This window comes from Streptomyces sp. RK9, assembly GCF_045070545.1.
In the GTDB taxonomy this organism is placed as follows: domain Bacteria; phylum Actinomycetota; class Actinomycetes; order Streptomycetales; family Streptomycetaceae; genus Streptomyces; species Streptomyces alboflavus.
The window spans coordinates 3,272,048-3,294,862 of record NZ_CP173703.1 but is presented as its reverse complement, the minus strand read 5'-3'; the positions used below and the strand labels follow the sequence as shown (position 1 = coordinate 3,294,862).

The following is a 22,815-nucleotide window of genomic DNA, read 5'->3' as shown; positions in this document are numbered from 1 at the left end:
CGCCGCCGCGTACGGCGCCCCCTGCGGCCGTGACGGCCACCGCCGGGCACCCTGCGGTCTCAGATGTAGCGCCCTTCGAACCACGCCCGCACCACGGACGTGTGCAGGGGGAAGGCGAGTTCGGCGGGCCGGTGCAGGAGGTCCCAGCCCTCGGTCTCGTCCGTGGGCGACGACTGCGGCAGGTCGGCCGCCGGGCGTTCCGGCAGCAGTCCGAAGAGGAGCACGTGGCCGTCGGGCGAGCTGAGCACCTCGACGATGCGCACGTCGTGGCTCGCCGCGCTGATGCCGGTCTCTTCCTTGAGCTCGCGGACTACGGCGTGCCGCCAGTCCTCCCTGTGGTCCACGTAGCCGCCGGGCAGGGCGGTGCCTCCGCGCGCGGGGGCGATGGACCGGGTCACGACGACGAGGCCGGTGCCCTTCGTGTCGTACACCGGCTGGAGGGCGATCGCGACGGGCAGCGGATTCCGGTAGGCCACTGTCTCGCAGGCCGGGCAGGTGCGGGGCCAGCCCGTGACGTGGTCTCCGTAGAGCGCGCCGCAGCTGGCGCAGTGGGAGTCCGGGGCCGGTTCGGTGGGGTGCGGGGATGGGGACACGCGGCGGACTGTATCCGATCTCGACGCGGTGGTCTTCCGCGGAGTGCCAACCTCCTGATAGATGCGGGTACATGACACGATTCGCGCCAGCACTGCGGAAACTCACCGTTGCCGCCGCCACTCTGCTCGCCGTGGCCACAGCCCCGTCGCCCGCCCCGGCGGCCACCGAACCGCAGGCCCCGAAGGGCTTCGTCGCGTTGAGCGACGTGGACCCGACGATCATCCAGGAGATGCGCTACATCACCCGGCACAACTTCGTGGGCGACCGCATCGACGGCTACCGCAAGCCGATGTGCATCCTCACCGAACCCGCGGCGAAGGCGCTGCGCAAGGCCCAGCGCGGCCTGCTGCGCGCGGGCTACTCCCTCAAGGTGTACGACTGCTACCGGCCGCAGCGGGCGGTCGACCAGTTCGTGCGGTGGGGCGAGGACCTCAGCGACGAGCGCATGAAGGCCGAGTTCTACCCCCGGGTCGCCAAATCGAGGCTCTTCGAAGACGGCTACATCGCCAAGAAGTCGGGACACAGCAGGGGCTCCACGGTCGACCTGACGATCGTGCGCCTGCCGGCCAAGCCGACGCGGCCGTACGTCCCCGGGGAGCCGCTCAAGCCCTGTTACGCGCCCCGTAGTGAGCGATTCCCCGACAACTCCGTCGACATGGGCACCGGGTACGACTGCATGGACACGCTGTCCCACACCGACGACCCTCGCGTGAGCGCCAAGCAGCGCGCGAACAGGGACCGGCTGCGCGGCGCCCTGGCCAAGACGGGCTTCGTCAACCTGCCGGAAGAGTGGTGGCACTTCACGTACAAGCCCGAACCGTTCCCGGACACCTACTTCGACTTCCCCGTGTCGCGCCGGGCGCTGCCCGTGGCACACTTCTGACGTTCCGTCAGATCCTGGGTGCGGGAGGGACCATGTCGCGAGTGCGTACGCCCGTGGTGACGCGGTGGTTCGACGGGGAGGGGGAGGACTTCCGGCTGCTCGGCACGCGGTGCGGGCAGTGCGCGGCCGTCTTCTTCCCGCGTGAGGACGGCTTCTGCCGCAATCCGGGCTGCGCCGGCGGCGAGCTGGTCGAGACGGCGCTGTCGCGGCGCGGGCGGGTGTGGTCGTACACCGACGGGCGCTACCGCCCGCCCGCGCCGTACCTCTCGGACCCGGAACTTCCCTGGGAGCCCTACACGTTGATCGCTGTGGAGCTTGCCGCGGAGCGCATGGTGGTGCTCGGGCAGGCGGCTCCCGGAGTGACCGTCGCCGACCTGGAGGTCGGCATGGAGGTGGAGGTCGTCCCCGGCGTGCTCGGCACGGACCCCGAGAACCCGTCGACGACGTGGACGACGTGGAACTGGCGGCCGGTGGGGGTGACGGCATGAGCGGCGACGTGGCGGTGCTCGGCGTGGGCATGCACCCCTGGGGCAAGTGGGGACGCGGCTTCGTCGAGTACGGGACGGTGGCGGCGCGAGCGGCGCTCGCCGACGCCGGAGTCGACTGGCGGGACGTCACGTCCGTCGTCGGCGCGGACACCGTGCGGGGCGGCTATCCCGGGTACGTGGCGGGGGCGACCTTCGCCAAGGCACTCGGCTGGCAGGGCGCGCGCGTGGCGAGCGTGTACGCGGCATGCGCCTCGGGGGCCCAGGCGATCGGCACGGCGCGCGCCCAGCTGCTCGCGGGCCTCGCCGACGTGGTGCTCGTGGTCGGCGCCGACGCCGCCCCGAAGGGGTTCTTCCGGCCCGCCGGGGGCGATCGGCCCGACGACCCCGACTGGCTGCGCTTCCGCGTCCTCGGCGCCACGAACCCGGCGTACTTCGCGCTGTACGCCCGCCGCCGCATGGCCGTGCACGGCGACACCCTGGACGACTTCGCCCACGTCAAGGTGAAGAACGCGGCCCTGGGGTCGCTCAACCCCCACGCGCGCTACCGCAAGGCCGTCACGCCCGAAGAGGTCGCCGGTTCCGCCGTCGTCGCCGATCCGCTGCGGCTGCTCGACATCTGCGCGACCTCGGACGGCGCCGCGGCGCTCGTGCTGTCCACCCTGGAGTTCGCCCGGCGGCACAGCACGGCCGCCCCGGTGCGCATCCGCGCGGTGTCCACCGTCACGCCGACGTACCCGAACACGGTCCTGGACCTGCCGGACATCGCCACGGACTCCGCGGCGGCCGTGCGTCCCGCCGAGCGCCCGTTCCGCGCGTCCGTCGCGCACGCCGCGTACGAGGAAGCGGGGATCGCCCCGGAGGACCTCTCCCTGGCGGAGGTGTACGACCTGTCGACGGCCCTGGAGCTCCAGTGGTACGAGGACCTGGGGCTGTGCGGCGAGGGCGAGGGGGCCAAGCTCCTGCGGGACGGCGCGACCGCGCTCGGCGGGCGCATACCCGTGAACACCAGCGGCGGCCTCGCCTCCTTCGGAGAGGCCGTCCCGGCGCAGGCCATCGCTCAGGTCTGCGAGCTGACCTGGCAGTTGCGGGGGACGGCGGGCGCGCGGCAGGTCGAGGGGGCGCGGGTGGGGATCACCGCGAACCAAGGGCTGTTCGGGCACGGCTCGTCCGTGGTGGCGGTGCGCTGACGCCCGCGCGGGCAGCTCGGCGGGGCATCGCGCGGGGTCCCGGGAGAGGGCGCCCGGCGGCCTTCCGGGCGTCCCGCTCGGAAGGCGTCGCGCCGGTTAACCGGTGGCGTCCGCGACCTTGACGCTCCATCACCACCGGTGAACACTTCCCGGTGTCAGTCGGCATCGCCGCTCTTCGGCACTCCGCCGCTCAGGGCCCGTGCGCTCCATGGCTCCGCGCAACGAGCCAGTTCAACGGGCATCCCCCATGGGCGATTCGACTGTGACGGCACGCTCGTCACCGAGGCCGGGCGGGGCGCGGGACTCCCCTGCCTTCGGCTGACGCGGCTGGCGCTGGCCGGGCAGTAGTCGTGGGAAACGAACCCTGCACGGAGTACCGGGGCCCACCACCCCGGGCGAAGGCCTAGGAGCCGCCATGTACTCGAATGGGGACATCTTCGTCGGTGAGATCATCGGCACCGCGATTCTGATTCTCTTCGGCGCCGGCGTGTGCGCCGCCGTCACCCTCAACCACTCGAAGGCCAAGGCCTCCGGGTGGATCGTCATCGCGTTCGGCTGGGGCTTCGGCGTGATGGCGGGCGCGTACACTGCCGCACCGCTGTCCGGAGGCCACCTCAACCCGGCCGTCACCCTCGGCATCGCCGTCGACACCGACAAGTGGGACAAGGTCTGGATCTATCTGGCGGGGCAGATGATCGGCGCCATGCTGGGCGCCGTCCTCGCGTACCTGGTCTATCTCGCGCAGTTCAACGCCAACGTGACCCGCGGGACCAAGGCCGCGCCGGGCACGGACAGTCCCACGCCGACCCTCGGCATCTTCTCCACCATCCCGGAGATCAGGAACCCGGTGGCGAACCTGCTGACCGAGATCATCGGGACGGTCGGCCTGGTCCTACCCATCCTCGCCTTCGGGCTCACCAAGGGCCTCGGCACCTCCGGCACCCAGATCCTGATCGTCGCGTTCCTCGTCGTCGGCATCGGTCTCTCGCTCGGCGGACCCACCGGCTACGCCATCAACCCCGCGCGTGACCTCGGTCCGCGCATCGTGCACCACTTCCTGCCCATCCCGAACAAGGGCACGTCCGACTGGAGTTACGCCTGGGTGCCGGTCGCCGGGCCGCTGATCGGCGGGCTCCTCGCGGGACTCATCTACAACGCAGCCTTCTGAGCAGCCTTCCTCCAAGGGGTAGCCATGACGGACAGCTCCGAGAAATTCGTCGCCGCAATCGACCAGGGCACCACCTCGAGCCGCTGCATCATCTTCAACCGGGACGGCGCGATCGTCGCCGTCGACCAGCGTGAGCACCGGCAGATCTTTCCCAAGCCCGGCTGGGTGGAGCACGACGCCACCGAGATCTGGTCCAAGGTGCAGGCGGTGGTCGCGGGCGCCGTCGCCAAGGCAGGGCTGCGCGCGGACCAGCTGAGCGCGCTCGGCATCACCAACCAGCGCGAGACGACGGTCCTGTGGGACCGCGCCACGGGCAAGCCGGTGCACAACGCGATCGTCTGGCAGGACACCCGGACGTCGGCGCTCTGCAACGACCTGGGCGGCGCCGACGGCCAGGACCGCTTCCGCGAGCAGACCGGGCTGCCGCTGGCGAGCTACTTCTCCGGTCCGAAGGCGGCCTGGCTGCTCGACAACGTCCCCGGGCTGCGGGCGCGCGCCGAGCGCGGCGACATCGCCTTCGGCACCATCGACTCCTGGCTCATCTGGAACCTCACCGGCGGCACCGACGGCGGTGTGCACGTCACCGACGTCACCAACGCCGGACGCACGATGCTGATGAACCTGGAGACCCTGCAGTGGGACTCCTCGATCCTGTCGGCGATGAACGTCCCCGAGAGCGTCCTGCCGGAGATCAGGTCGTCGGCCGAGTGCTACGGGACGGCCGTCGGGCAGCTCGCGGGCGTGCCCGTCGCCTCCGCGCTCGGCGACCAGCAGGCGGCGATCTTCGGACAGGCCTGCTACGACACCGGGACGGCCAAGAACACCTACGGGACGGGCAGCTTCCTGCTGCTCAACACCGGCAACCGGCCCGTGCCGTCCAAGAGCGGCCTGCTCACGACCATGGGCTACAAGATCGGCTCTGAGGCTCCCGTGTACTGCCTGGAGGGCTCCATCGCGATCACCGGAGCCCTGGTGCAGTGGTTCCGCGACCAGCTCGGGATCATCCGCAGCGCCGACGAGATCGAGTCCCTGGCCGCGAGTGTGGACGACAACGGCGGCGCGTACATCGTGCCCGCGTTCTCCGGCCTCTTCGCGCCGTACTGGCGCTCCGACGCGCGCGGTGTCGTCACCGGCCTCACGCGCTACGTCACCAAGGCCCACCTGGCGCGTGCGGTCCTGGAGGCGACGAGCTGGCAGACCCGTGAGGTCGTCGACGCGATGTACCAGGACTCAGGGGTGCGCATCACCACCTTGAAGGTGGACGGCGGCATGACCAAGAACAATCTGCTGATGCAGCACCAGGCCGACGTCCTCGGTGTGCCCGTGATCCGGCCGCGGGTGTCCGAGACGACGTGTCTGGGCGCCGCGTACGCCGCCGGGCTCGCGACGGGCGTGTGGAACGACTTGGACGAGCTGAAGGCCCACTGGCAGCGCGACGCCGAGTGGACGCCGCAGATGGCGGACACCGCGCGCGAGAGCGAGTACCGCAACTGGCGCAAGGCGGTCGAGCGCAGCTTCGGCTGGCACGACGACGGCGAGGGCTGAGGCGCCCGCCGAGGCCGTTCGCCCCGGCTCAGGCGTGCCCGGTGCGCGGCCCGTACCCCGGTCGGCGAGGGTACGGGCCGTCCCGGCCGCTGCCCGGGCGGTCGTCGCGTCAGGTCGCGACCGGCTGCCTGGCAGCCGCACCGATCGCCATCGCGTGCTCGACCACGTCGATCAGGACCTCCTTCACCGACTCCTTCTCGCGGGCGTCGCACAGCACCACAGGAGTGCTCTCGTCGAGGTCCAGGGCGTGGCGGACGGCGTCGGACGGGTAACGCGTCGCGCCCTCGAAGCAGTTGACGCCGACGACGAAGGGTATGGAGCGGCGCTCGAAGTAGTCGACGGCGGCGAAGCAGTCCTCCAGGCGGCGGGTGTCGGCGAGCACGACGGCCCCGAGCGCCCCGGTCGCCAGCTCGTCCCACAGGAACCAGAAGCGGTCCTGGCCCGGGGTGCCGAAGAGGTAGAGGACCAGGTCCTCGCGCAGGGTGATCCGGCCGAAGTCCATGGCCACGGTGGTGGTGTGCTTGCCCGGGACGCCGTTGGTGTCGTCGACGGGCCGTCCGGCCTCGCTGAGGGCTTCCTCCGTGCGCAGGGGCTTGATCTCGCTGACCGCGCCGACGAGGGTCGTCTTGCCGACGCCGAAACCGCCCGCGACCAGGATCTTCAGCGTGACCGGCTCGACAGGGGCCGTACCGCGCTCAGAACGCTTGAAGATCATTGCTCTCTTCTCCTGCATCAGTCATCAGTGGTGTCGCGTGCGTCAGTTGGGGTGAGGTGCTTCGGGGGCGGCCGCTGGGCCGGATGGTTCCTGGGCCGGTGGCCCGTACCCGCCGCCTCCGGGGGTTTCGATCACGAGTACGTCGCCGGGGCCCGCGTCGGCGGAGTCGCTGCCGTCGAGCCGTACGACGCTGCCGTCGGCGCGCTCCACGCGCCCTGAGCCGAGCGCGCCCGGCTCGCCGCCCGCCATCCCGTAGGGCGGCACCACGCGGTGCTGGGACAGCGTGGAGACGGTCATGGGCTCGCGGAAGCGGATGCGGCGCACGGCGCCGTTCCCGCCCCGCCAGCGTCCGTCTCCGCCGCTGCCGGCGCGGACCGCGAACTCCTCCAGGACGACGGGCAGCCGCCATTCGAGGACTTCGGGGTCGGTGAGCCGCGAGTTCGTCATGTGGGTCTGCACGACGGACGCGCCGTGGAAGCCGTCGCCCGCGCCGGAGCCGGAGGCCACGGTCTCGTAGTACTGGTACCGGTCGTTGCCGAAGGTGATGTTGTTCATGGTGCCGGAGCCCTCGGCCTGTACGCGCAGCGCTCCGTAGAGGGCGCCGGTGATGGCCTGCGAGGTCTCCACGTTGCCCGCGACGACGGCTGCGGGCGGCTCTGGCGACAGGAAGGTCCCTGTCGGCACGATGATCCGCAGGGGGCGCAGACAGCCGTCGTTCAGGGGGATGTCGTCGGCGACCAAGGTGCGGAAGACGTACAGGACGGCGGCGTTGACCACGGCGAAGGGGGCGTTGAAGTTGGTGGTCAGCTGCGGTGACGTGCCGGTGAAGTCGACGGTCGCCGTGCGTTGTTCGCGGTCTACGGAGACACGCACCCGGATCACGGCACCGGAGTCGGTCTCGTAGGAGAACTCGCCCTCCTCCAGAGTGTCGATGACGCGGCGCACGGAGTCCTCGGCGTTGTCCTGGACGTGCCGCATGTAGGCCTGGACGACGTCGAGCCCGAAGTCGCCGATCATGCGGGCCACTTCGTCGACGCCCTTCTGGTTGGCGGCGATCTGGGCGCGCAGGTCGGCGAGGTTCGTGGCGGGGTTGCGGGAGGGGTAGCGGGTCTCCGTGAGCAGGCTCAGGGTCTCGGCCTCGCGGAAGCGTCCGGCCTCGACGAGCAGCCAGTTGTCGAAGAGGATGCCCTCCTCGTCGATGGTGCGGCTGTGCGCGGGCATGGAGCCGGGCGCGATGCCTCCGATCTCCGCGTGGTGGCCGCGCGAGGCCACGTAGAAGAGGATCCGCTCCCCGGGGGTGTCGAAGACGGGGGTGATGACGGTGACGTCAGGGAGGTGCGTGCCTCCGTGGTACGGGTCGTTGACCGCGTAGGCGTCGCCCGGCCGCATGGCGGTGCCGCGGCGGCGGATGACCTCCTTGACGCTGGTGCCCATGGAGCCTAGGTGGACGGGGATGTGCGGGGCGTTCGCGACGAGGTTGCCGTCCGGGTCGAACAGGGCGCAGGAGAAGTCAAGCCGCTCCTTGATGTTCACCGACTGGGCGGTGGACTCCAGGCGGGCGCCCATCTGCTCGGCGATGGACATGAAGAGGTTGTTGAAGACTTCGAGGAGGACCGGGTCGGCTTCCGTCGTCGCGTCGGAACTCGCGGGCGCTGCCACCCGTTCCATGACCAGGTGCCCGTCGTCGGTCGTGGCCGCGCTCCAGCCCTCGTCGACGACCGTGGTGGCGCTGGACTCCGTGATGATCGCGGGTCCGGTGACCCGCTCCCCGGGCGGGAGTTCCTCGCGCCGTTGCAGGGGCACCTCGCGCCAGGAGCCGCCCGTGTGCAGGCGCACGGTCCGCGTGCCGCCGCGCGCGGTGGTCGGGCCGAGCACCGACAGGTCCGGGGGTTCGGTGCGGCCGGTGGCCTCCACGGAGAGGGCTTCGACGACGACAGGGCGGTCCAGGGTGAAGGAGTAGGTGGCGCGGTGCTGTTCTTCGAAGGCGCGGGTCATGGCGGCGGGGTCGGTCAGCTCGACGGTGAGCGTGGTGTCGGTGCCGTCGTAGCGCAGGTGGGCCCGGCGTGTGACGTGCACGTGGTCGGCCGGCACGTCCTCGGCGGCGAGCTGGGCGCGGGCGGCGGTCTCCAGGTCGTCGGCGGTCTTGTGGACCTGGGGCATCGCGGAGGGCTCCAGGGGTGCCTCCACGGACTGTTCGCGCATGGCCGTCGTGTCGGCGAGGCCGATGCCGAGCGCGGAAAGGACACCCGCCATGGGAGGTACGAGGACGGTGCGGATGCCGAGCGAGTCCGCCACCATGCACGCGTGCTGGCCGCCCGCGCCGCCGAACGTCGTCAGGGCGTAGCGCGTGACGTCGTGGCCCTTCTGGACCGAGATGCGCTTGACGGCGGCGGCGATGTTGGCGACGGCGATCCGGAGGTAGCCCTCGGCGACCTGCTCCGGGGTGCGGTCGTCCCCGGTCCGCTCGGTGATCTCCCGCGCGAGTTCGGTGAACCTGCGGCGGACGAGCGCGTCGTCGAGCGGCTGGTCGCCGTCGGCGCCGAACACCCGGGGGAAGTGGGCCGCCTGGATGCGGCCGAGGGCGACGTTGGCGTCGGTGACGGTCAGGGGCCCGCCGCCGCGGTAGCTCGCGGGTCCTGGGTCCGCGCCCGCCGAGTCGGGGCCCACGCGGTAGCGGCTGCCGTCGAAGTGCAGCACGGAGCCGCCGCCCGCGGCGACGGTGTGGATGTCGAGCATGGGGGCGCGCAGGCGTACGCCCGCGATCTGTGTCGTGAAGACCCGCTCGTACTCCCCGGCGTAGTGCGACACGTCCGTCGACGTTCCGCCCATGTCGAAGCCGATGACCCGGTCGAACCCGGCGAGCCTCGACATGCGGGCCATCCCCACGATGCCGCCGGCGGGCCCGGAGAGGACGGCGTCCTTGCCGCGGAACTGTCCGGCGTCCGCGAGTCCGCCGTTGGACTGCATGAACATCAGCCGCACGCCCTGGAGTTCGGCGGCGACGTGCTGGACGTAGCGCCGCAGGACGGGCGACAGATAGGCGTCGACGACCGCGGTGTCGCCGCGCGGGACGAGCTTCATCAGGGGGCTGACCTCGCTGGAGAGCGAGACCTGCGGGAATCCGGCGCGGCGCGCGAGGTCACCGGCCGCCTGCTCGTGGGCCGGGTACAGATGGCTGTGCACGCACACGACGGCGACGGCGCGGATGCCGTCGGCATGGGCCCCCCGCAGGGCTTCGGCGAGGCCGTCGAGGTCGGGGGCGCGCAGGACCTCGCCGTCGGCGCCGACCCGCTCGTCGTACTCGATGACGCGGTCGTAGAGCTCTTCGGGGAGAACGATGTCACGGGCGAAGATCCGGGGGCGGTTCTGGAAGGCGATGCGCAGCGCGTCCCGGAAGCCGCGGGTGATGACGAGGGCGGTGGGCTCGCCCTTGCGCTCCAGGAGGGCGTTGGTGGCGACGGTGGTGCCCATGCGGACGGAGTCGATGCGGACGTCGCCGGCTCCGCGCGCGGGGTCGGCGCCCTGCTCGCCCGCCCGGGCGAGGAGTTCCCGGATGCCCGCGACCGCCGCGTCGGCATAGCGCGCGGGGTTGTCCGACAGGAGCTTGTGGGTGAGCAGTCCGCCGTCCGGGCGGCGCGCGACGACGTCCGTGAACGTACCGCCCCTGTCGACCCAGAACTGCCAGCCTGTCACGTCTCAATCCCCGCTTTCGCGCTGTTCAGAGCGCCCGGAGGCCGTTGATCACGTCGCGCAGAATACTCTCGTCCGGCAGCTCGGCGGGGGGTACGGGGCGGGTCACGTGCACCAGTTGGTCGTCCACCAGATCACCGATGAGGACGCGGATCACGCCAATCGGAAGGTCCAGTTCCGCCGCGAGTTCCGCGACGGACTGCGGGGTGTCGCGGCACAGGCCGACGATGTCCACGTGCTCCGGGGACAGCGTCTGGTCGGCCTCCGTCTCCTCGGCGTGCGACTCCGCGATCACGACCGCGATCAGGTCGAGGCGGTGCTGGGCGGGGCTGGTGGTGCGGCCCCGTGTCATGGCATACGGGCGCACCACCGGACCGGCGTCGTCGTCGAACCAGTGAGGCATAGCGGCCTGACCGTCGTCGCTCATGCCCTCCCACTACCCTCCCGTGGGCAGGTCCGTGCGCGGCGCCGAACCCAAGTGCACACCCACCCTCTTGACCAGCAGCGTCATCTCGTACGCCACCAGGCCGACGTCGGAGTCGGCGTCCGCGAGGACGGCGAGACAGCTGCCGTCGCCCGCCGCCGTGACGAAGAGGAAGGCGTCGTCCAGCTCGACCACCGTCTGGCGGACCTTGCCCGCCTCGAAGTGGCGCCCCACGCCCTTGGCCAGGCTGTGGAATCCGGACGCGACGGCGGCAAGGTGCTCGCTGTCCTCGCGGGTCAGGTTCTTCGACACGCCCGTGGGCAGGCCGTCCCCGGAGAGCACGAGTGCTTTGCGGATGCTGGCGACGCGCTCCACCAAGTCGTCGAGGAGCCAGTTCAGCTCTCCCGATCCCCCGGTCGCGGTGGTGCGTGCGTCGGCCTTCGGTGCGGTCATCGACCGTCCCCCTCAGATGTGGTTCCTGGTGCTGCGCCGTCCGGGACGTCATCGCCCACGGCGTTCTCTTCACGGCCGCGCTGCCAGCCGCGCTGGAGCGAAGCCATTCGGCTGCGTACCTCGTCGGCGTCGCGCTCCTCAGCTCCGGCCCTCGCCGGGGTCGTGTCCAGCTCTGTGCGGCGGTCCGGGCTGTCCTTCAGCTGCGGGGCGAGGTTCGCCTGGCGGACCCTGCGGGGCAGCCCGCCGGCGGTCGGCGCGCCCTGATCGTTGCCCGCCGTCCGGGGCGGCGTGTCCGTGCTGCCTGCGGCCCGGTCCATGGGTCCTCTGTCCGTCCTTGCCGCCCGGTCCGCACCGGGCGCTGTCTCGGTGCGGGTGGTGGCACGCGGCGCGTCCGTCATCGGGCGGCGGCGGGGCAGGAGCGGCTGCGGGTCGGACGGGGTGTCCGGGCCCAGAGGGCGCGGCGGTGTGAGGTCGGGCCAGCCCGTGTCCGTCCTGGGGCGGCGCGGCAGGTCGACGCCCGCGCCGCCGTTGGAGTCCGAGGTGTCCCGGGGGGCGCGCGCCGGGGTGCCGAGGCCGTCCCGTACGCGCTTGTCGAGTGCCTCGCGCGCGGGGCCGACGTCGGACCGGGTGTCGGTGGGTGCCTGGCCCAGGGGCCGGGATTCCCGGGCGGGGCCGCGGCCGGGCCACCCGGTGTCGCGGCGGGCGTTGTCGCTGTCCGGGTCGGCGGTGTCGGTGTCGCGGGCAGGGCCGACGTCGGTGTCACGGGTGCGGGCGGGGCCCACGCGGCGGCCGTGCGAGGAGACCAGCTTCGGGGTGCGGCGGCGTGCCAGGGGCACGGTGCCGCCCGGGGCGGGCTCGTCGTCGAGGGGCTCGTCGGGGTGCAGGGCGTCGTGGCCCGCGGAGTCCGTGGCGCGGACGGGCTCGCCGAGGTCGGGCTCGCGGGCGTCACGGGCCTGCTGGTGCTGCTCCCCGGCGGTCTCGCCGACGCGGCGGCGCGGGCGGAACAGGCCGCCGCGCTCGCTGTCCTCGTCCTCCAGGGCGCCCGGGAAGCCGTCGAGTCCCGCCATGCCGACGGGCGCCTCCAGCTCGACCGGTCCGTCCAGGAGGGATGCGGGCAGGCCGGGCAGTTCGACGGGCGTCTGGGCGAGGGCGGCGTCGCGGTCGTGCGTGGTGCCGCCCACGGCCTTCTGCGGCTGCGGCCGGTCGAGGCGGAAGCCGACGCCTCCGGTGTCGGGCACGTCGTCGGTGAGCAGCGACTCCGGTATGAACACGACGGCGGTGGTGCCGCCGTACGGGGAGGGCTGCAGCGAGACGCGGACGCGCTGGCGCTGGGCCAGGCGGCTGACCACGAAGAGGCCGAGGCGGTCGGTGTCGGACAGCTCGAACTCGGGGGTCTCGGCGAGGCGGAGGTTGGCGTCGAGGAGAGCTTCGGAGGCCATGCCGAGGCCCCGGTCGTGGATCTCCAGGGTGAAGCCGTTCGCGACGTGCTCCCCGAGGACCTGCACCGCGGTGTGCGGGGGCGAGAACACCGTGGCGTTCTCCAGGAGTTCGGCGAGCAGGTGCGTGAGGTCGGCGACCGCGGGGCCGGTGACGGCGATGCGCGGGAGTCGGCGCACCTCGATGCGTTCGTAGTCCTCGACCTCGGCGACGGCGGCGCGGACGACGTCCATGAGCTGGACGGGCTTGCGCCACTGCCGGGACGGGGCGGCGCCGGAGAGGATGACGAGGCCTTCGGCGTGCCGCCGCATACGGGTGGTGAGGTGGTCGAGACGGAAGAGGTCGGCGAGCTCGTCCGTGTCCTCGGTGCGGCGCTCCATGGCGTCGAGGAGCGTGAGCTGCTTGTGCAGCAGGACCTGACTGCGGCGGGCGAGGTTGACGAACACTTCGGAAACGCCGCGGCGCAGGTCGGCCTGCTTGACGGTGGCCTCGACCGCGGCGCGCTGCAGGGTGTTGAGGGCCTGGCCGACCTGCCCGATCTCGTCCTTGTCGTAGGTCAGGCGCGGTGCCTCGGTCTCCACGTCGACCTGCTCGCCCGCCGCGAGACGGCGCAGCAGTCCGGGCAACCGGACACCGGAGGCCTCGTGAGCCTCCAGGCGCAGGCGGCGCAGGTCACGGATGAGGCTGCGGCCGATGCGTACGGAGAGGAAGAGCGACAGGAGCACGGCGAGCAGGCCGAGCACACCGGCGACGGCCAGTTGCACGATGACGCTGATGGCCTGAGGCCGGGCGCGGTCGCGCAGCCGGTCGACGGCGTCGTCGGTGCGGTCGGCGAGGCCGGTGAGGACCTTGTCCGACTCGCGGTCCCAGTCGCTGGACGTGACCGCGCGGGGGGTGCCCCCGCCGGAGTCCATCAGCAGTTGCTCGGCGTCGCGCAGACGGCTCGTCTCGGCGCCGTTCCAGTAGCGCTCGAAGCGGGCCCGCTCGCTGTTCGGGAGCTGGGTGAGGCTGTTGTCGAGGAGCACACCGCGCTGCGCCACGAGGTCGGAGACCTGGCGGACCTCGCCCTTGGTGACAGTGCCCGCGACCAGGGCGGATCCGATCAACGCGTCCTCACGGGACAGCAGTTCACGGACCTGGCCGACGCCGACGAGCGCCCGGCCCTCCGCGGTGACGCCCACGTCGTCGAGGGCGTTCAGCGTCATCAGGAAGCCGAAGCAGGGGTCGGTCAGGCGCGTGTACATCTTCAGCGCCTTGTCCCGGCTGATCGTGCCTTCCTCGACCGTGCGGCGCAGCGCGTCGAGTCCCTTGAAGGAGTCGAGGGCGACGCTCAGGCGCTCCTCCGACTGACCGTCGAGGACCTCACGGGCGTCGGAGTTTCGGGCCTTGGACTCGATCTTGGCGACGAGCTTGTCGGTGGCCCCTCGGCTGCGGCGCAGCGCGGCGAGCGCGTCCGACGCACGGGGGTCGGCCAGATAGACGAGGGTCTGGCGCCGCTCCTCCTGCACCACCTCGACGGTGTCCTGGAGCGGTCTTGCCAGGTCGTCGAGGATGTACGCCGTGTCGATGAGCTTGTTCGCCTCGCGCCCCGTGAGGAAGGTGGCAAAGCCCCAGATCGCCGTGAGGGACACGAGCGGCACGAGCAGCAATGCCACGATCTTCCGGCGGATTGACTTCCCGCGAAAGCGCATGGCCTCCCCCAGATCGGGCCCCTCACAGCCGCGCTTCGGCCGGGGGCACGCATGTGCGTCAACAAACGGCGCGAGCCTACTACTGAGACACGTGCAACTCGAAGGGACGTCCGGACGCTTTTCAGCCGTGACGCGAAAGGGGCATCCATAGTTGTCCGCCCATTGGGGGAGATTGTCTCCCGCATGTGCCACATGCCGGTCGAGCCCATCACCCGTACCACCAGGCCCAGTTGGCCTGAACTGTTCGCTGTGCGGAACCGATCGCGCCGAATGGGGATCTCTACATCCGGGGGGATCTGTCGTCGAAGGTGGGAATCTTCCGTGGCGCTCATTCGTCGATCAGTACGAGAGCGGGTGCACACGGGGGCTGGGTGGTGCGGGCGCCGGAAGGTGCGAGGGCGCGAGGGCCGGACAGAGGCGACGAGTACGGCGACACGTACGGGGACGGCGGACGGCTGCGCGGCCAGGCCCTGGCGGCATGGCGTAAAGCAGCGTAAAACGGGCAGCAAGCGGAGAGTCGGACATGAGAGCTCTCGATCGGCCGGCCGCGAGGCACGGGCAGGGCAGCGGCTGGGGCAGGACAGCGGGGGGAGTGACAAGTTGATGGGTACGACAGAGCGCCGGCGGGAGTCGGCGAGCGGGACGTCCGAGAAGTCCACGAGCACCGAAGCGGCGGACAAGGACAAGGAGTCGGCGGGGCGGCGGTCAGCCGGGACGGCTTCCGCCACACGGCTCGCGGAGAGAACGAGCGACGGCTCCCGGGACGGCCGGGCCGGAGCGGCCGAGGGGCGCGGGCAGTCGAAGGGTTCGGGGCGGCGCGCCGAGGCCAAGGCCCTGGAGCGGCGCGCCGAGCCGAGGAGCGCGGACCGGACTGCGGGGTCCGGGAGTTCGGACGGCCGCGAGTCCGGGGAGGGTCGTGACCCTGCGGACGGCCGTGACTCGGCGGAGGTGTGGGAGCGGCGGGGCCACTTCGAGGCGCTGGACGACGGTGAGTACGCAGAGCGGCGGCCGCTGTGGGTGGACGAGCCCGCGCGGCGGCCGCGACTGCCCGACCCCGTCCGCAAGGCGGCCGTGCGGGCCGTGCTCATCGTGTCGTTGACGCTCATCCAGGCGATGACGGCGTTCTTCTGCGCGATGGCCGAGTCCTGGCTGGCCTTCCCCATGGTCCTGAGCAGCGTGGCCAGCACGGTCGTGGCGACGTGGGGCGTGTGCGACGTCTGGGTGACCCGCCAGGTGTGGAACCAGCGCAACGGCGTGGTCTCCACGCCCAGCAGCACGGCACGCAGGCTCCGGCGCGAGCGGCGACGCGCCCGCCGCCAGGCACGCGTGGCCGGCCGCGCCAAGGAGGGCATACGGAGCCCGGGCGGACAGGGGCAGTTGTCGCACTCCTGAGCGCGGCGGGTCGGCGGGTCGGCGGGTCGGCGGGTCGGCGACAACGGTCGGGGCTGTTGGCGGTGGGTGGGGCCGGGGTCAGGCAGCTGTTGCCTGTCGGGCGCGCAGCTCTCGTCGCGTCCTCATGAACGGGCGGGCGCAGTCGACCGCGAGCGCGGCCGTCACCCGGCCCGCGTGTTCGTACAGCGCGAGGAAACCGCCGTCGTCCGGACCGCCCTCCGCGATCCGTACGGTGGCGTCGGCGGGGCGATGTCCGGCGAACTGGATGCGGGAGCCGTACTGGTCGGACCAGAAGTACGGCAGCGCGCTGACGGACTCCACGGTGCGGGCGGCGAGCAGGTTGCGGACGGCGACGCGGGGTTGTTCCGTCGCACTCGTCCAGTGTTCGGCGCGGACGCCGCCGACGCGGGCGACGTCTCCCACGGCGACCACCTGCGGGAGCGAGGTGACGCAGCCGTCGTCGCACAGGACGCCGTCGCCCACGGCGAGCGAAGTGCCGGAGAGCCAGCCGGTATTGGGGGTGGCACCGATGCCGACGACGACCACGTCGGCGGGGAGGACGCGGCCGTCGGACAGCTCGACCGCGGTGACGTGGCCGGAGGTGTCGGGCCGGGGGTTCCCCGGGACGGTGGCGCCGGGCGGGGCGGCGGGGGCCATGCGGTGCAGGCCCGCCACGCCCGTGCCGGTGAGCAGGCGGGCGCCGCCCTTTCGGTGCAGGTCGGCGCAGAACAGGGCCATTTCGGGGCCGAGTTGGGGAATCAGGGGCAGAGGGGCGGCCTCGACGACGGTGACGTCATGGCCGAGGGCGACGCACGACGACGCGGTCTCGGCGCCGATGAAGCCGCCGCCGATCACCACGACGCGGCGTGGGCCACGGGTCAGGTCGGCGCGCAGGGCGTGGGCGTCGGCGAGCGTACGCAGGGTGTGGACGCCCGCGGGCCGGGGGCCCGGCAGGCGGCGGGCCGACGCTCCGGTCGCGACGACCACGCCGTCGGTGACGACCGTGCGGCCGTCGTCGAGGAGGACGGCGCGGCCGTGCTGATCGAGGCCGGTCGCGTGCACGCCGAGCAGCCATTCGGCGGCCAGGTCCGCGATCTCCTCGGGGTCGGTGAGGGCGAGTTGGTCGGTTGGGGCGGATTCGTATGCTGCGGAGGGTGCGGGGGCGGGGCCGGTCATGAGGCCGGGCTTCGCGCCCGGGCCCGGGACGGGGCCGGTGGCGCCGTCCGTGGCGCTGGTCTCGGACGCGCCCGTGGCCGTGCCCGCGTCCGCGCCTGCGCCTGCGCCCGGGGCGCTGTACGTGGCCCTGGCTGCGGCTGTGCCCGCAGCCGTGAGGAATGACTTCGAGAGGGGTGGGCGGTCGTACGGCAGGTGGGGTTCGGCGCCGACGATCACGAGGCGACCGTCGAAGCCTTGGGCTCGCAGCTCGCGGGCCGCGTAGAGACCGGCGAGGGAGGCGCCCACGACGGTGATGGTGTTCATGCGGCGGACCCCTCACCGGTCGACGAGCCTCGCCCGGGGCCGGAGGCGGCGAGGGAGGCGGGGGCGGAGGCCGCGAGGGAGGAGGGCGCGGACAAGGAGGCGGCGGCCGTGAGGGGAGCGGAGGCCGGGACGGGGGTCTCGGTCGGGTCGGTCAGGTGGACATGGATGGTTCCGTCGACCACGCTCACGCGGTGGGTGCGCACCGCGCGGCGGGCCGGCAGACACGTCGGCTCTCCGGTCCGGAGATCGAATGAGGCGGCGTGCAGCGGGCATTCGACCAGACAGCCCTCCAGCCAGCCCTCGGAGAGGGAGGCGTCCTGGTGACTGCAGGTGTCGTCGACGGCGTACAGCGCGCCGTCGGCGTTGAACACCGCGACGGGGGGTGTGGTGTCGAGACGGACGGACTCGCCCGCAGGGAGGTCTTCAAGGCGGCAGACGGGAATCACGGGCCCTCCTCTGGATCTGTCGGCCCGGTGGGATCTGTCGGCACGGTCCGGGACCGTTCGGGCCAAGGACTCTTCGGTAGCATGAAGTTTCATATGGCGCACCAGAGAGCGCTATGCGCAACAGAATCCGGTGGGATGCCCATCGCGTCAAGGGGCTCCCTGGGACGCGGCTCCGAGAGGCCGCCGAGTGGTGAGAGTTGAGATATGACCCGCACGCGGAAACAGCCTGGCCAGAACGAGGAGCCGCACCAGGGAGCAGCCCAGGAGGAGCGCCGGGAAGGGCGCGAGGAAGAACCCGGGAAGCCCCGGGAGGCGCGTGAGCCACAGGCCAAGGCTCCCGCCGGTTCCGTGCAGTCCGTCGACCGCGCGGTGAGCGTCCTCGAGATCCTCGCCCGGCACGGCGAGGCCGGGGTCACGGAGATCGCCGACGAGCTGGGCGTGCACAAGTCGACGGCGTTCCGGCTGCTCGGCGTGCTGGAGAACCGCGGTCTCGTCGGGCAGGCGAAGGACCGCGGCAAGTACTTCCTCGGCGCGGGCGTCCTGCGCCTCGCCGGGGCGGCGGCCGTGCGGATGGACATCTCCCAGGAGGGCGGCCCGGTCTGCCGCGAGCTGGCCGACGAACTGGGCGAGACGGTCAACATCGCCGTCCTCGACGACGACGCCGCGGTCAACATCATGCAGGCCCGCGGGCCCGCGTCCGTGACCGCCCAGAACTGGCTCGGCCGACGCACCCCGCTGCACGCCACCTCCAGCGGAAAGGTCCTGCTCGCGCACCTGCCGACGACCCTGCGCGAGGGCCAGATCGCCCGCACGCTGCCCCGCATCACCGAGCACACGGTGACCGGGACGGTGGCGCTGCGCCGCGACCTGGAGGCCGTCGTCCAGCAGGGCTTCGCCATCGCCGTGGAGGAGCTCGAGGTCGGACTCGCCGCCGTGGCCGCGCCGGTGCGGGCGCACGACGGCAAGGTCATCGGGGCGCTGAGCGCGTCCGGGCCGGTGTACCGGCTGACGGAGGACCGGCTCACCGAGCTGGCCAAGCGCACGGTCGCGGCGGCGGTGGAGCTGTCGCGGCGGATGGGCTACGGGTTCTGACGGCCGCGGGGCAGGGGGCCGCGGAGGGGCGCGGCCCACCCCCGTCCGCCCCACGGTCCGCCACGCGCCCCGCCCGTCCTCCTTGTCGCCACGTCGCGGCGCGCGCCCGCCGGAGTCCGGACGCCACGCCCCCCCGCCCACACACCGCACCACCGCGCCGCACATCGCATCGCCGCACCACACACCGCACCGCTTGCCGCGCGCCACCCCGCCGCGCCGCACATCGCGCCGCAGCCCGCCACCCCGCCGCCCGGGCCCGCGCCACACCGCGCCCAGCCGGGCCGAGCCGGGCCGGGCCAGGCCAGCGCCCCCATCCCCGCAGGCCCGCCCACACCTCCGCCGGACCCGTTTCGCGACACGCATAGCGTTTTGCCGAGGGTTCACTCCGGCCCCTTGACGGCTCCTTGATGTCGCTCTCACGATGTCTCTCATAGCGCAACCGATCGTGGAGTACGCAACAAGACGACCCAAAGTCGAGGAGCCTGGCCGTGCCACACGAGGTCCGTGGCGTCGTCGCCGCGAAGAAGGGCGCACCCGTCGAGGTGCAGACGATCGTCGTGCCGGATCCCGGACCGGGAGAGGTACTTGTCTCCGTGCAGGCCTGCGGGGTCTGCCACACCGATCTGCACTACCGGGAAGGCGCGATCTCCGACGACTTCCCGTTCCTCCTCGGCCACGAGGCCGCCGGCACCGTCGAGGCGGTCGGCGCCGACGCCGGGGGCCTGGTGCCCGGCGACTACGTGGTCATCGCCTGGCGCGCCCCCTGCGGAACATGCCGCTCCTGCCTGCGCGGGCGTCCCTGGTACTGCTTCGACTCCCGCAACGCGGCACAGCCCATGACCCTGCTCGACGGCACTCCCCTCAGCGCCGCGCTGGGCATCGGCGCCTTCGCCGAGAAGACCCTCGTCGCCGCGGGTCAGGCCGTGAAGGTGGACCCTGCGGCTCGGCCGGAGGCGGCCGGACTGATCGGCTGCGGCGTGATGGCCGGGTACGGGGCCGCCGTGAACACGGGGAATGTGGGCCGCGGCGACACGGTCGCCGTCATCGGCTGCGGCGGCGTCGGCTGCGCCGCGATCGCCGGGGCCTCGCTCGCCGGAGCCCGGCGCGTGATCGCCGTCGACATCGACGACGCCAAGCTCGACGGGGCCACCCGCTTCGGCGCCACGCACACCGTCAACTCCCGGGGCACCGATCCCGTGGAGGCGGTGCGCGGGCTCACCGGCGGCTTCGGCGTCGACGTCGCCATCGACGCGGTCGGGATCCCCGAGACGTACAAACAGGCGTTCTCCATGCGCGACCATGCGGGCGTGCTCGTCCAGGTCGGCGTGCCCGACCCGGCGATGGCCGTCGAGCTGCCGCTGATCGACCTGTTCTCGCGGGGCGGCGCGCTCAAGTCCTCCTGGTACGGCGACTGTCTGCCCACGCGGGACTTCCCCCTGCTCGTCGACCAGTACCTCAGCCGCAGGCTCGACCTCGGCGCCTTCGTGACGGAGAAGATCGCCCTCGACGAGGTCGAGGAGGCGTTCGCCAGGATGCAGCGCGGCGAGGTGCTGCGATCGGTGGTGGTCCTGTGACCGGCGTACGACCCGCCCCGCACTCCCCCGGCGTGCACGACGCCCCGGACCCCAGCCGCACGCCAGGAACCGGCGGCGCCCAGGGACTCACCGGCACGCGCGCCCCCACCCCCAAAGTCGTCATCATCGGAGCCGGAATCGTCGGCTGCTCCCTCGCCGACGAGTTGACGGCCCGCGGCTGGACCGACGTCACCGTCCTCGAACAGGGGCCGCTGCCCGCCCCGGGCGGCTCCACCTCGCACGCGCCCGGGCTCGTCTTCCAGACCAGCCCGTCCAAGACGCTCAGCGAGTTCGCCGCCTACACCGTGCGGAAGTTCGGCGAGCTCACCGTGGACGGGCTCTCGTGCTTCAACCCGGTCGGCGGTCTGGAGCTGGCCACCACGCCGGAACGCTGGGCTGACCTGCACCGCAAGGCGGGCCTCGCCGCGTCCTGGGGCGTGCGCGCCGAGCTGGTCGACCCCGCGCGCTGCAAGGAGCTGTGGCCGCTGCTCGACACCGGCCAGGTCCTCGGTGGCCTGCACACACCCGACGACGGCCTGGCCCGCGCCGTGCTCGCCTGCCGGGCGCAACTCGACCGGTCGACCCGCCGAGGCGCCCGCTTCCTGGAGCGGCACACGGTCACCGGTGTCGAGCACGCGGAGGGCCGCGTCACCGCCGTCGTCACCGACCGCGGCACCTTCCCCGCCGACCACATCGTGTCGGCCGCGGGCTTCTGGGGGCCTGTGATCGGCCGGATGGCGGGCGTCGACGTACCGCTGCAGCCGCTCGCCCACCAGTACGCACGGACCCGCCCCCTGCCGGAGCTTGCGGGCCGCAACGACCCGCGGACGGAGGCGTCCCGGCCCATCCTCCGCTTCCAGGACCGCGACCTGTACTTCCGTGAGCACACGGACCGCGTCGGCATCGGCTCGTACGCCCATCGCCCGCTGCCCGTGGACCCGTTCGCCGTGCCCGCGTACGACGACGCGGTGGCCCGCGGCCTGGCGATGCCGTCCTCGTACCCCTTCACCGAGGAGGACTTCGCGCCCAGTTGGCAGGACTGCTGCGGGCTGCTGCCCGCGCTCAAGGAGTCGGCCGTCGAGGAGGGCTTCAACGGTGTCTTCTCCTTCACGCCGGACGGCATGCCGCTGCTCGGTGAGGCCCCGGCGCTGCGCGGCTTCTGGCTCGCCGAGGCCGTGTGGGTCACGCACTCCGCGGGCGTGGCGAAGGCCGTCGCCGAGTGGATGGTCGACGGCAGGCCCGCCGTCGACGTGCACGACTGCGACCTGACCCGCTTCGAGGACGCCCAGCGCTCCCCCGCCTACGTGGCCGAGCGCGGCGCGCGGCAGTTCGTCGAGGTGTACGACGTCATCCACCCGCACCAGCCGATGGACGAGCCTCGTCCCCTGCGCGTCAGCCCCTTCTACGCGCGCCAGCAGGAGCTGGGCGCCGTCTTCCTGGAGGACGGCGGCTGGGAGCGGCCGCACTGGTACGAGGCCAACGCCGCGCTCGCCGCCGACGTGGACGTGCCCGAGCGGGACGGCTGGTCCGGCCGGTACTGGTCGCCGCTCGCCGCCGCCGAGGCGCGCGCCACCCGCGAACGGGTCGCGCTGTACGACATGACGCCGCTGCGGCGCCTGGAGGTCACCGGTCCCGGGGCCCTCGGCTTCCTTCAGCGCATGACCACCAACAACCTTCGCAAAAAGCCTGGTTCGGTCACTTACACCCTCCTTCTCGACGAGGCGGGCGGCATCCGCTCCGACCTGACCGTGGCACGGCTCGCCCCCGGCCGCTTCCAGGTCGGCGCCAACTCCCCCGCCGATCTCACCTGGCTACAGTCGCACGCGCCCGCCGACGTGCACATCAGGGAGATCACCCAGGGGACGTGCTGCGTCGGTGTCTGGGGACCGCTGGCCCGCGCCCTCGTCCAGCCCCTGACCCGCGACGACTTCTCGCACGAGGCCTTCGGCTACTTCAAGGCCCGCGAGACCCACGTCGGCCATGTCCCGGTGACGGCCATGCGCCTGAGCTACGTGGGTGAGTTGGGCTGGGAGCTGTACACCAGCGCCGACCTCGGCCTGCGTCTGTGGGACACGCTGTGGGAGGCGGGGCGGGACCTGGGTGTCGTCGCCGCCGGGCGCAGCGCCTTCAACAGCCTGCGCCTGGAGAAGGGCTACCGCGCCTGGGGCCAGGACATGACCGCCGAGCACGACCCCTACGAAGCGGGCGTCGGCTTCGCCGTCCGCATGGACAAGGGCGACTTCGTGGGCCGCACGGCGCTGGAGCGGCGCGGCCCCCTCACCCGCAGGCTCACCCCGCTCCTCCTCGACGATCCGGCCGCCGTGGTCCTCGGCAAGGAGCCGGTGTACACGGCCCCGGGCGACGCGGCGCCCGCCGGCTACGTCACCAGCGCCGCCTACGGCTACACGCTGGGCCGCTGCGTCGCGTACGCCTGGCTGCCGCCCCTGGCGGCCGGGACGAGCACGCACATCGAGTACTTCGGCGAGAAGGTCTCCGCGACCGTCACCGACGAACCGCTCTTCGACCCCGAGATGACCCGGATCCGGAGGTGACCGTC

The 22,815-nt window shown here is 72.5% G+C and carries 16 protein-coding genes and 1 pseudogene; 9 read left to right on the top strand and 8 right to left on the bottom strand.

Translation table 11 applies throughout. The annotated features are described in order from the left end of the window. Positions 1–59: 59 nt before the first annotated feature. Positions 60–593: an NUDIX domain-containing protein gene (locus tag AB6L24_RS13495; RefSeq protein ID WP_405655306.1), complete on the bottom strand. Its 534-nt coding sequence runs from the start codon at positions 591–593 to the stop codon at positions 60–62. Between the two features lie 71 nt (positions 594–664). Between AB6L24_RS13495 and AB6L24_RS13490 the strand changes: the two genes are divergently transcribed. The 5 genes from AB6L24_RS13490 (at position 665) to glpK (ending at position 5,865) form a co-directional block, all read left to right on the top strand. Beyond that, complete coding sequence (locus tag AB6L24_RS13490) at positions 665–1,477, top strand: M15 family metallopeptidase (protein ID WP_405655304.1); 813 nt, start codon at positions 665–667, stop codon at positions 1,475–1,477. 32 nt (positions 1,478–1,509) lie between these two features. Beyond that, complete coding sequence (locus AB6L24_RS13485; protein WP_405655303.1) at positions 1,510–1,965, top strand: Zn-ribbon domain-containing OB-fold protein; 456 nt, start codon at positions 1,510–1,512, stop codon at positions 1,963–1,965. Continuing rightward, positions 1,962–3,152 (top strand): lipid-transfer protein, encoded by a 1,191-nt coding sequence (locus AB6L24_RS13480; protein ID WP_405657151.1) that lies wholly within the window; start codon positions 1,962–1,964, stop codon positions 3,150–3,152. Before AB6L24_RS13485 ends, AB6L24_RS13480 begins: the two co-directional genes overlap by 4 nt. 415 nt (positions 3,153–3,567) lie before the next feature. After that, positions 3,568–4,320: an MIP/aquaporin family protein gene (locus tag AB6L24_RS13475; RefSeq protein WP_405655302.1), complete on the top strand. Its 753-nt coding sequence runs from the start codon at positions 3,568–3,570 to the stop codon at positions 4,318–4,320. A 24-nt stretch (positions 4,321–4,344) separates the two neighbouring features. Beyond that, the gene (gene glpK, locus AB6L24_RS13470; protein WP_405655301.1) at positions 4,345–5,865 is read left to right on the top strand and encodes a glycerol kinase GlpK; all 1,521 of its coding nucleotides are present in this window, start codon (positions 4,345–4,347) and stop codon (positions 5,863–5,865) included. A gap of 109 nt (positions 5,866–5,974) precedes the next feature. Here glpK and AB6L24_RS13465 read toward each other — a convergent pair whose 3' ends face one another. Genes AB6L24_RS13465 through AB6L24_RS13445 form a run of 5 tightly spaced genes read right to left on the bottom strand, consistent with a single transcriptional unit; the run spans position 5,975 to position 14,275 of the window. Beyond that, complete coding sequence (locus AB6L24_RS13465) at positions 5,975–6,580, bottom strand: ATP/GTP-binding protein (protein ID WP_380860929.1); 606 nt, start codon at positions 6,578–6,580, stop codon at positions 5,975–5,977. 42 nt (positions 6,581–6,622) lie between these two features. After that, a complete protein-coding gene (locus AB6L24_RS13460; RefSeq protein ID WP_405655300.1) occupies positions 6,623–10,273 on the bottom strand; it encodes a hydantoinase B/oxoprolinase family protein in 3,651 nt (1,216 codons plus the stop codon). Between the two features lie 25 nt (positions 10,274–10,298). Then, positions 10,299–10,697 (bottom strand): DUF742 domain-containing protein, encoded by a 399-nt coding sequence (locus AB6L24_RS13455; RefSeq protein WP_405655299.1) that lies wholly within the window; start codon positions 10,695–10,697, stop codon positions 10,299–10,301. 9 nt (positions 10,698–10,706) lie between these two features. Then, complete coding sequence (locus AB6L24_RS13450) at positions 10,707–11,147, bottom strand: roadblock/LC7 domain-containing protein (protein ID WP_030560569.1); 441 nt, start codon at positions 11,145–11,147, stop codon at positions 10,707–10,709. Beyond that, positions 11,144–14,275 (bottom strand): nitrate- and nitrite sensing domain-containing protein, encoded by a 3,132-nt coding sequence (locus AB6L24_RS13445; protein ID WP_405655298.1) that lies wholly within the window; start codon positions 14,273–14,275, stop codon positions 11,144–11,146. The genes AB6L24_RS13450 and AB6L24_RS13445 overlap by 4 nt, the downstream gene beginning before the upstream one ends. A gap of 834 nt (positions 14,276–15,109) precedes the next feature. Between AB6L24_RS13445 and AB6L24_RS13440 the strand changes: the two genes are divergently transcribed. Next, entirely contained in the window at positions 15,110–15,667 is a 558-nt protein-coding gene (locus AB6L24_RS13440) for a hypothetical protein (RefSeq protein ID WP_405657150.1), read from the top strand. Between the two features lie 78 nt (positions 15,668–15,745). Here the strand turns inward: AB6L24_RS13440 and AB6L24_RS13435 are convergent, their stop codons facing one another. Together AB6L24_RS13435 and AB6L24_RS13430 are read right to left on the bottom strand one after the other, a co-directional pair. Beyond that, entirely contained in the window at positions 15,746–17,146 is a 1,401-nt protein-coding gene (locus AB6L24_RS13435) for an NAD(P)/FAD-dependent oxidoreductase (protein WP_405655296.1), read from the bottom strand. A gap of 149 nt (positions 17,147–17,295) precedes the next feature. Next, positions 17,296–17,592: pseudogene (locus AB6L24_RS13430) on the bottom strand (bifunctional 3-phenylpropionate/cinnamic acid dioxygenase ferredoxin subunit); the annotation flags it as partial. A gap of 348 nt (positions 17,593–17,940) precedes the next feature. Here AB6L24_RS13430 and AB6L24_RS13425 point away from each other — a divergent pair. The 3 genes from AB6L24_RS13425 (at position 17,941) to AB6L24_RS13415 (ending at position 22,810) form a co-directional block, all read left to right on the top strand. Continuing rightward, positions 17,941–18,684 carry an IclR family transcriptional regulator gene (locus AB6L24_RS13425; protein WP_030360381.1) on the top strand — a complete coding sequence of 248 codons (744 nt, stop codon included), beginning with the start codon at positions 17,941–17,943 and terminating at the stop codon, positions 18,682–18,684. 488 nt (positions 18,685–19,172) lie between these two features. Further along, complete coding sequence (locus AB6L24_RS13420) at positions 19,173–20,258, top strand: S-(hydroxymethyl)mycothiol dehydrogenase (protein ID WP_405655294.1); 1,086 nt, start codon at positions 19,173–19,175, stop codon at positions 20,256–20,258. Positions 20,259–20,380: 122 nt separating this feature from the next. After that, complete coding sequence (locus AB6L24_RS13415; protein WP_405657148.1) at positions 20,381–22,810, top strand: FAD-dependent oxidoreductase; 2,430 nt, start codon at positions 20,381–20,383, stop codon at positions 22,808–22,810. Positions 22,811–22,815: the final 5 nt, after the last annotated feature.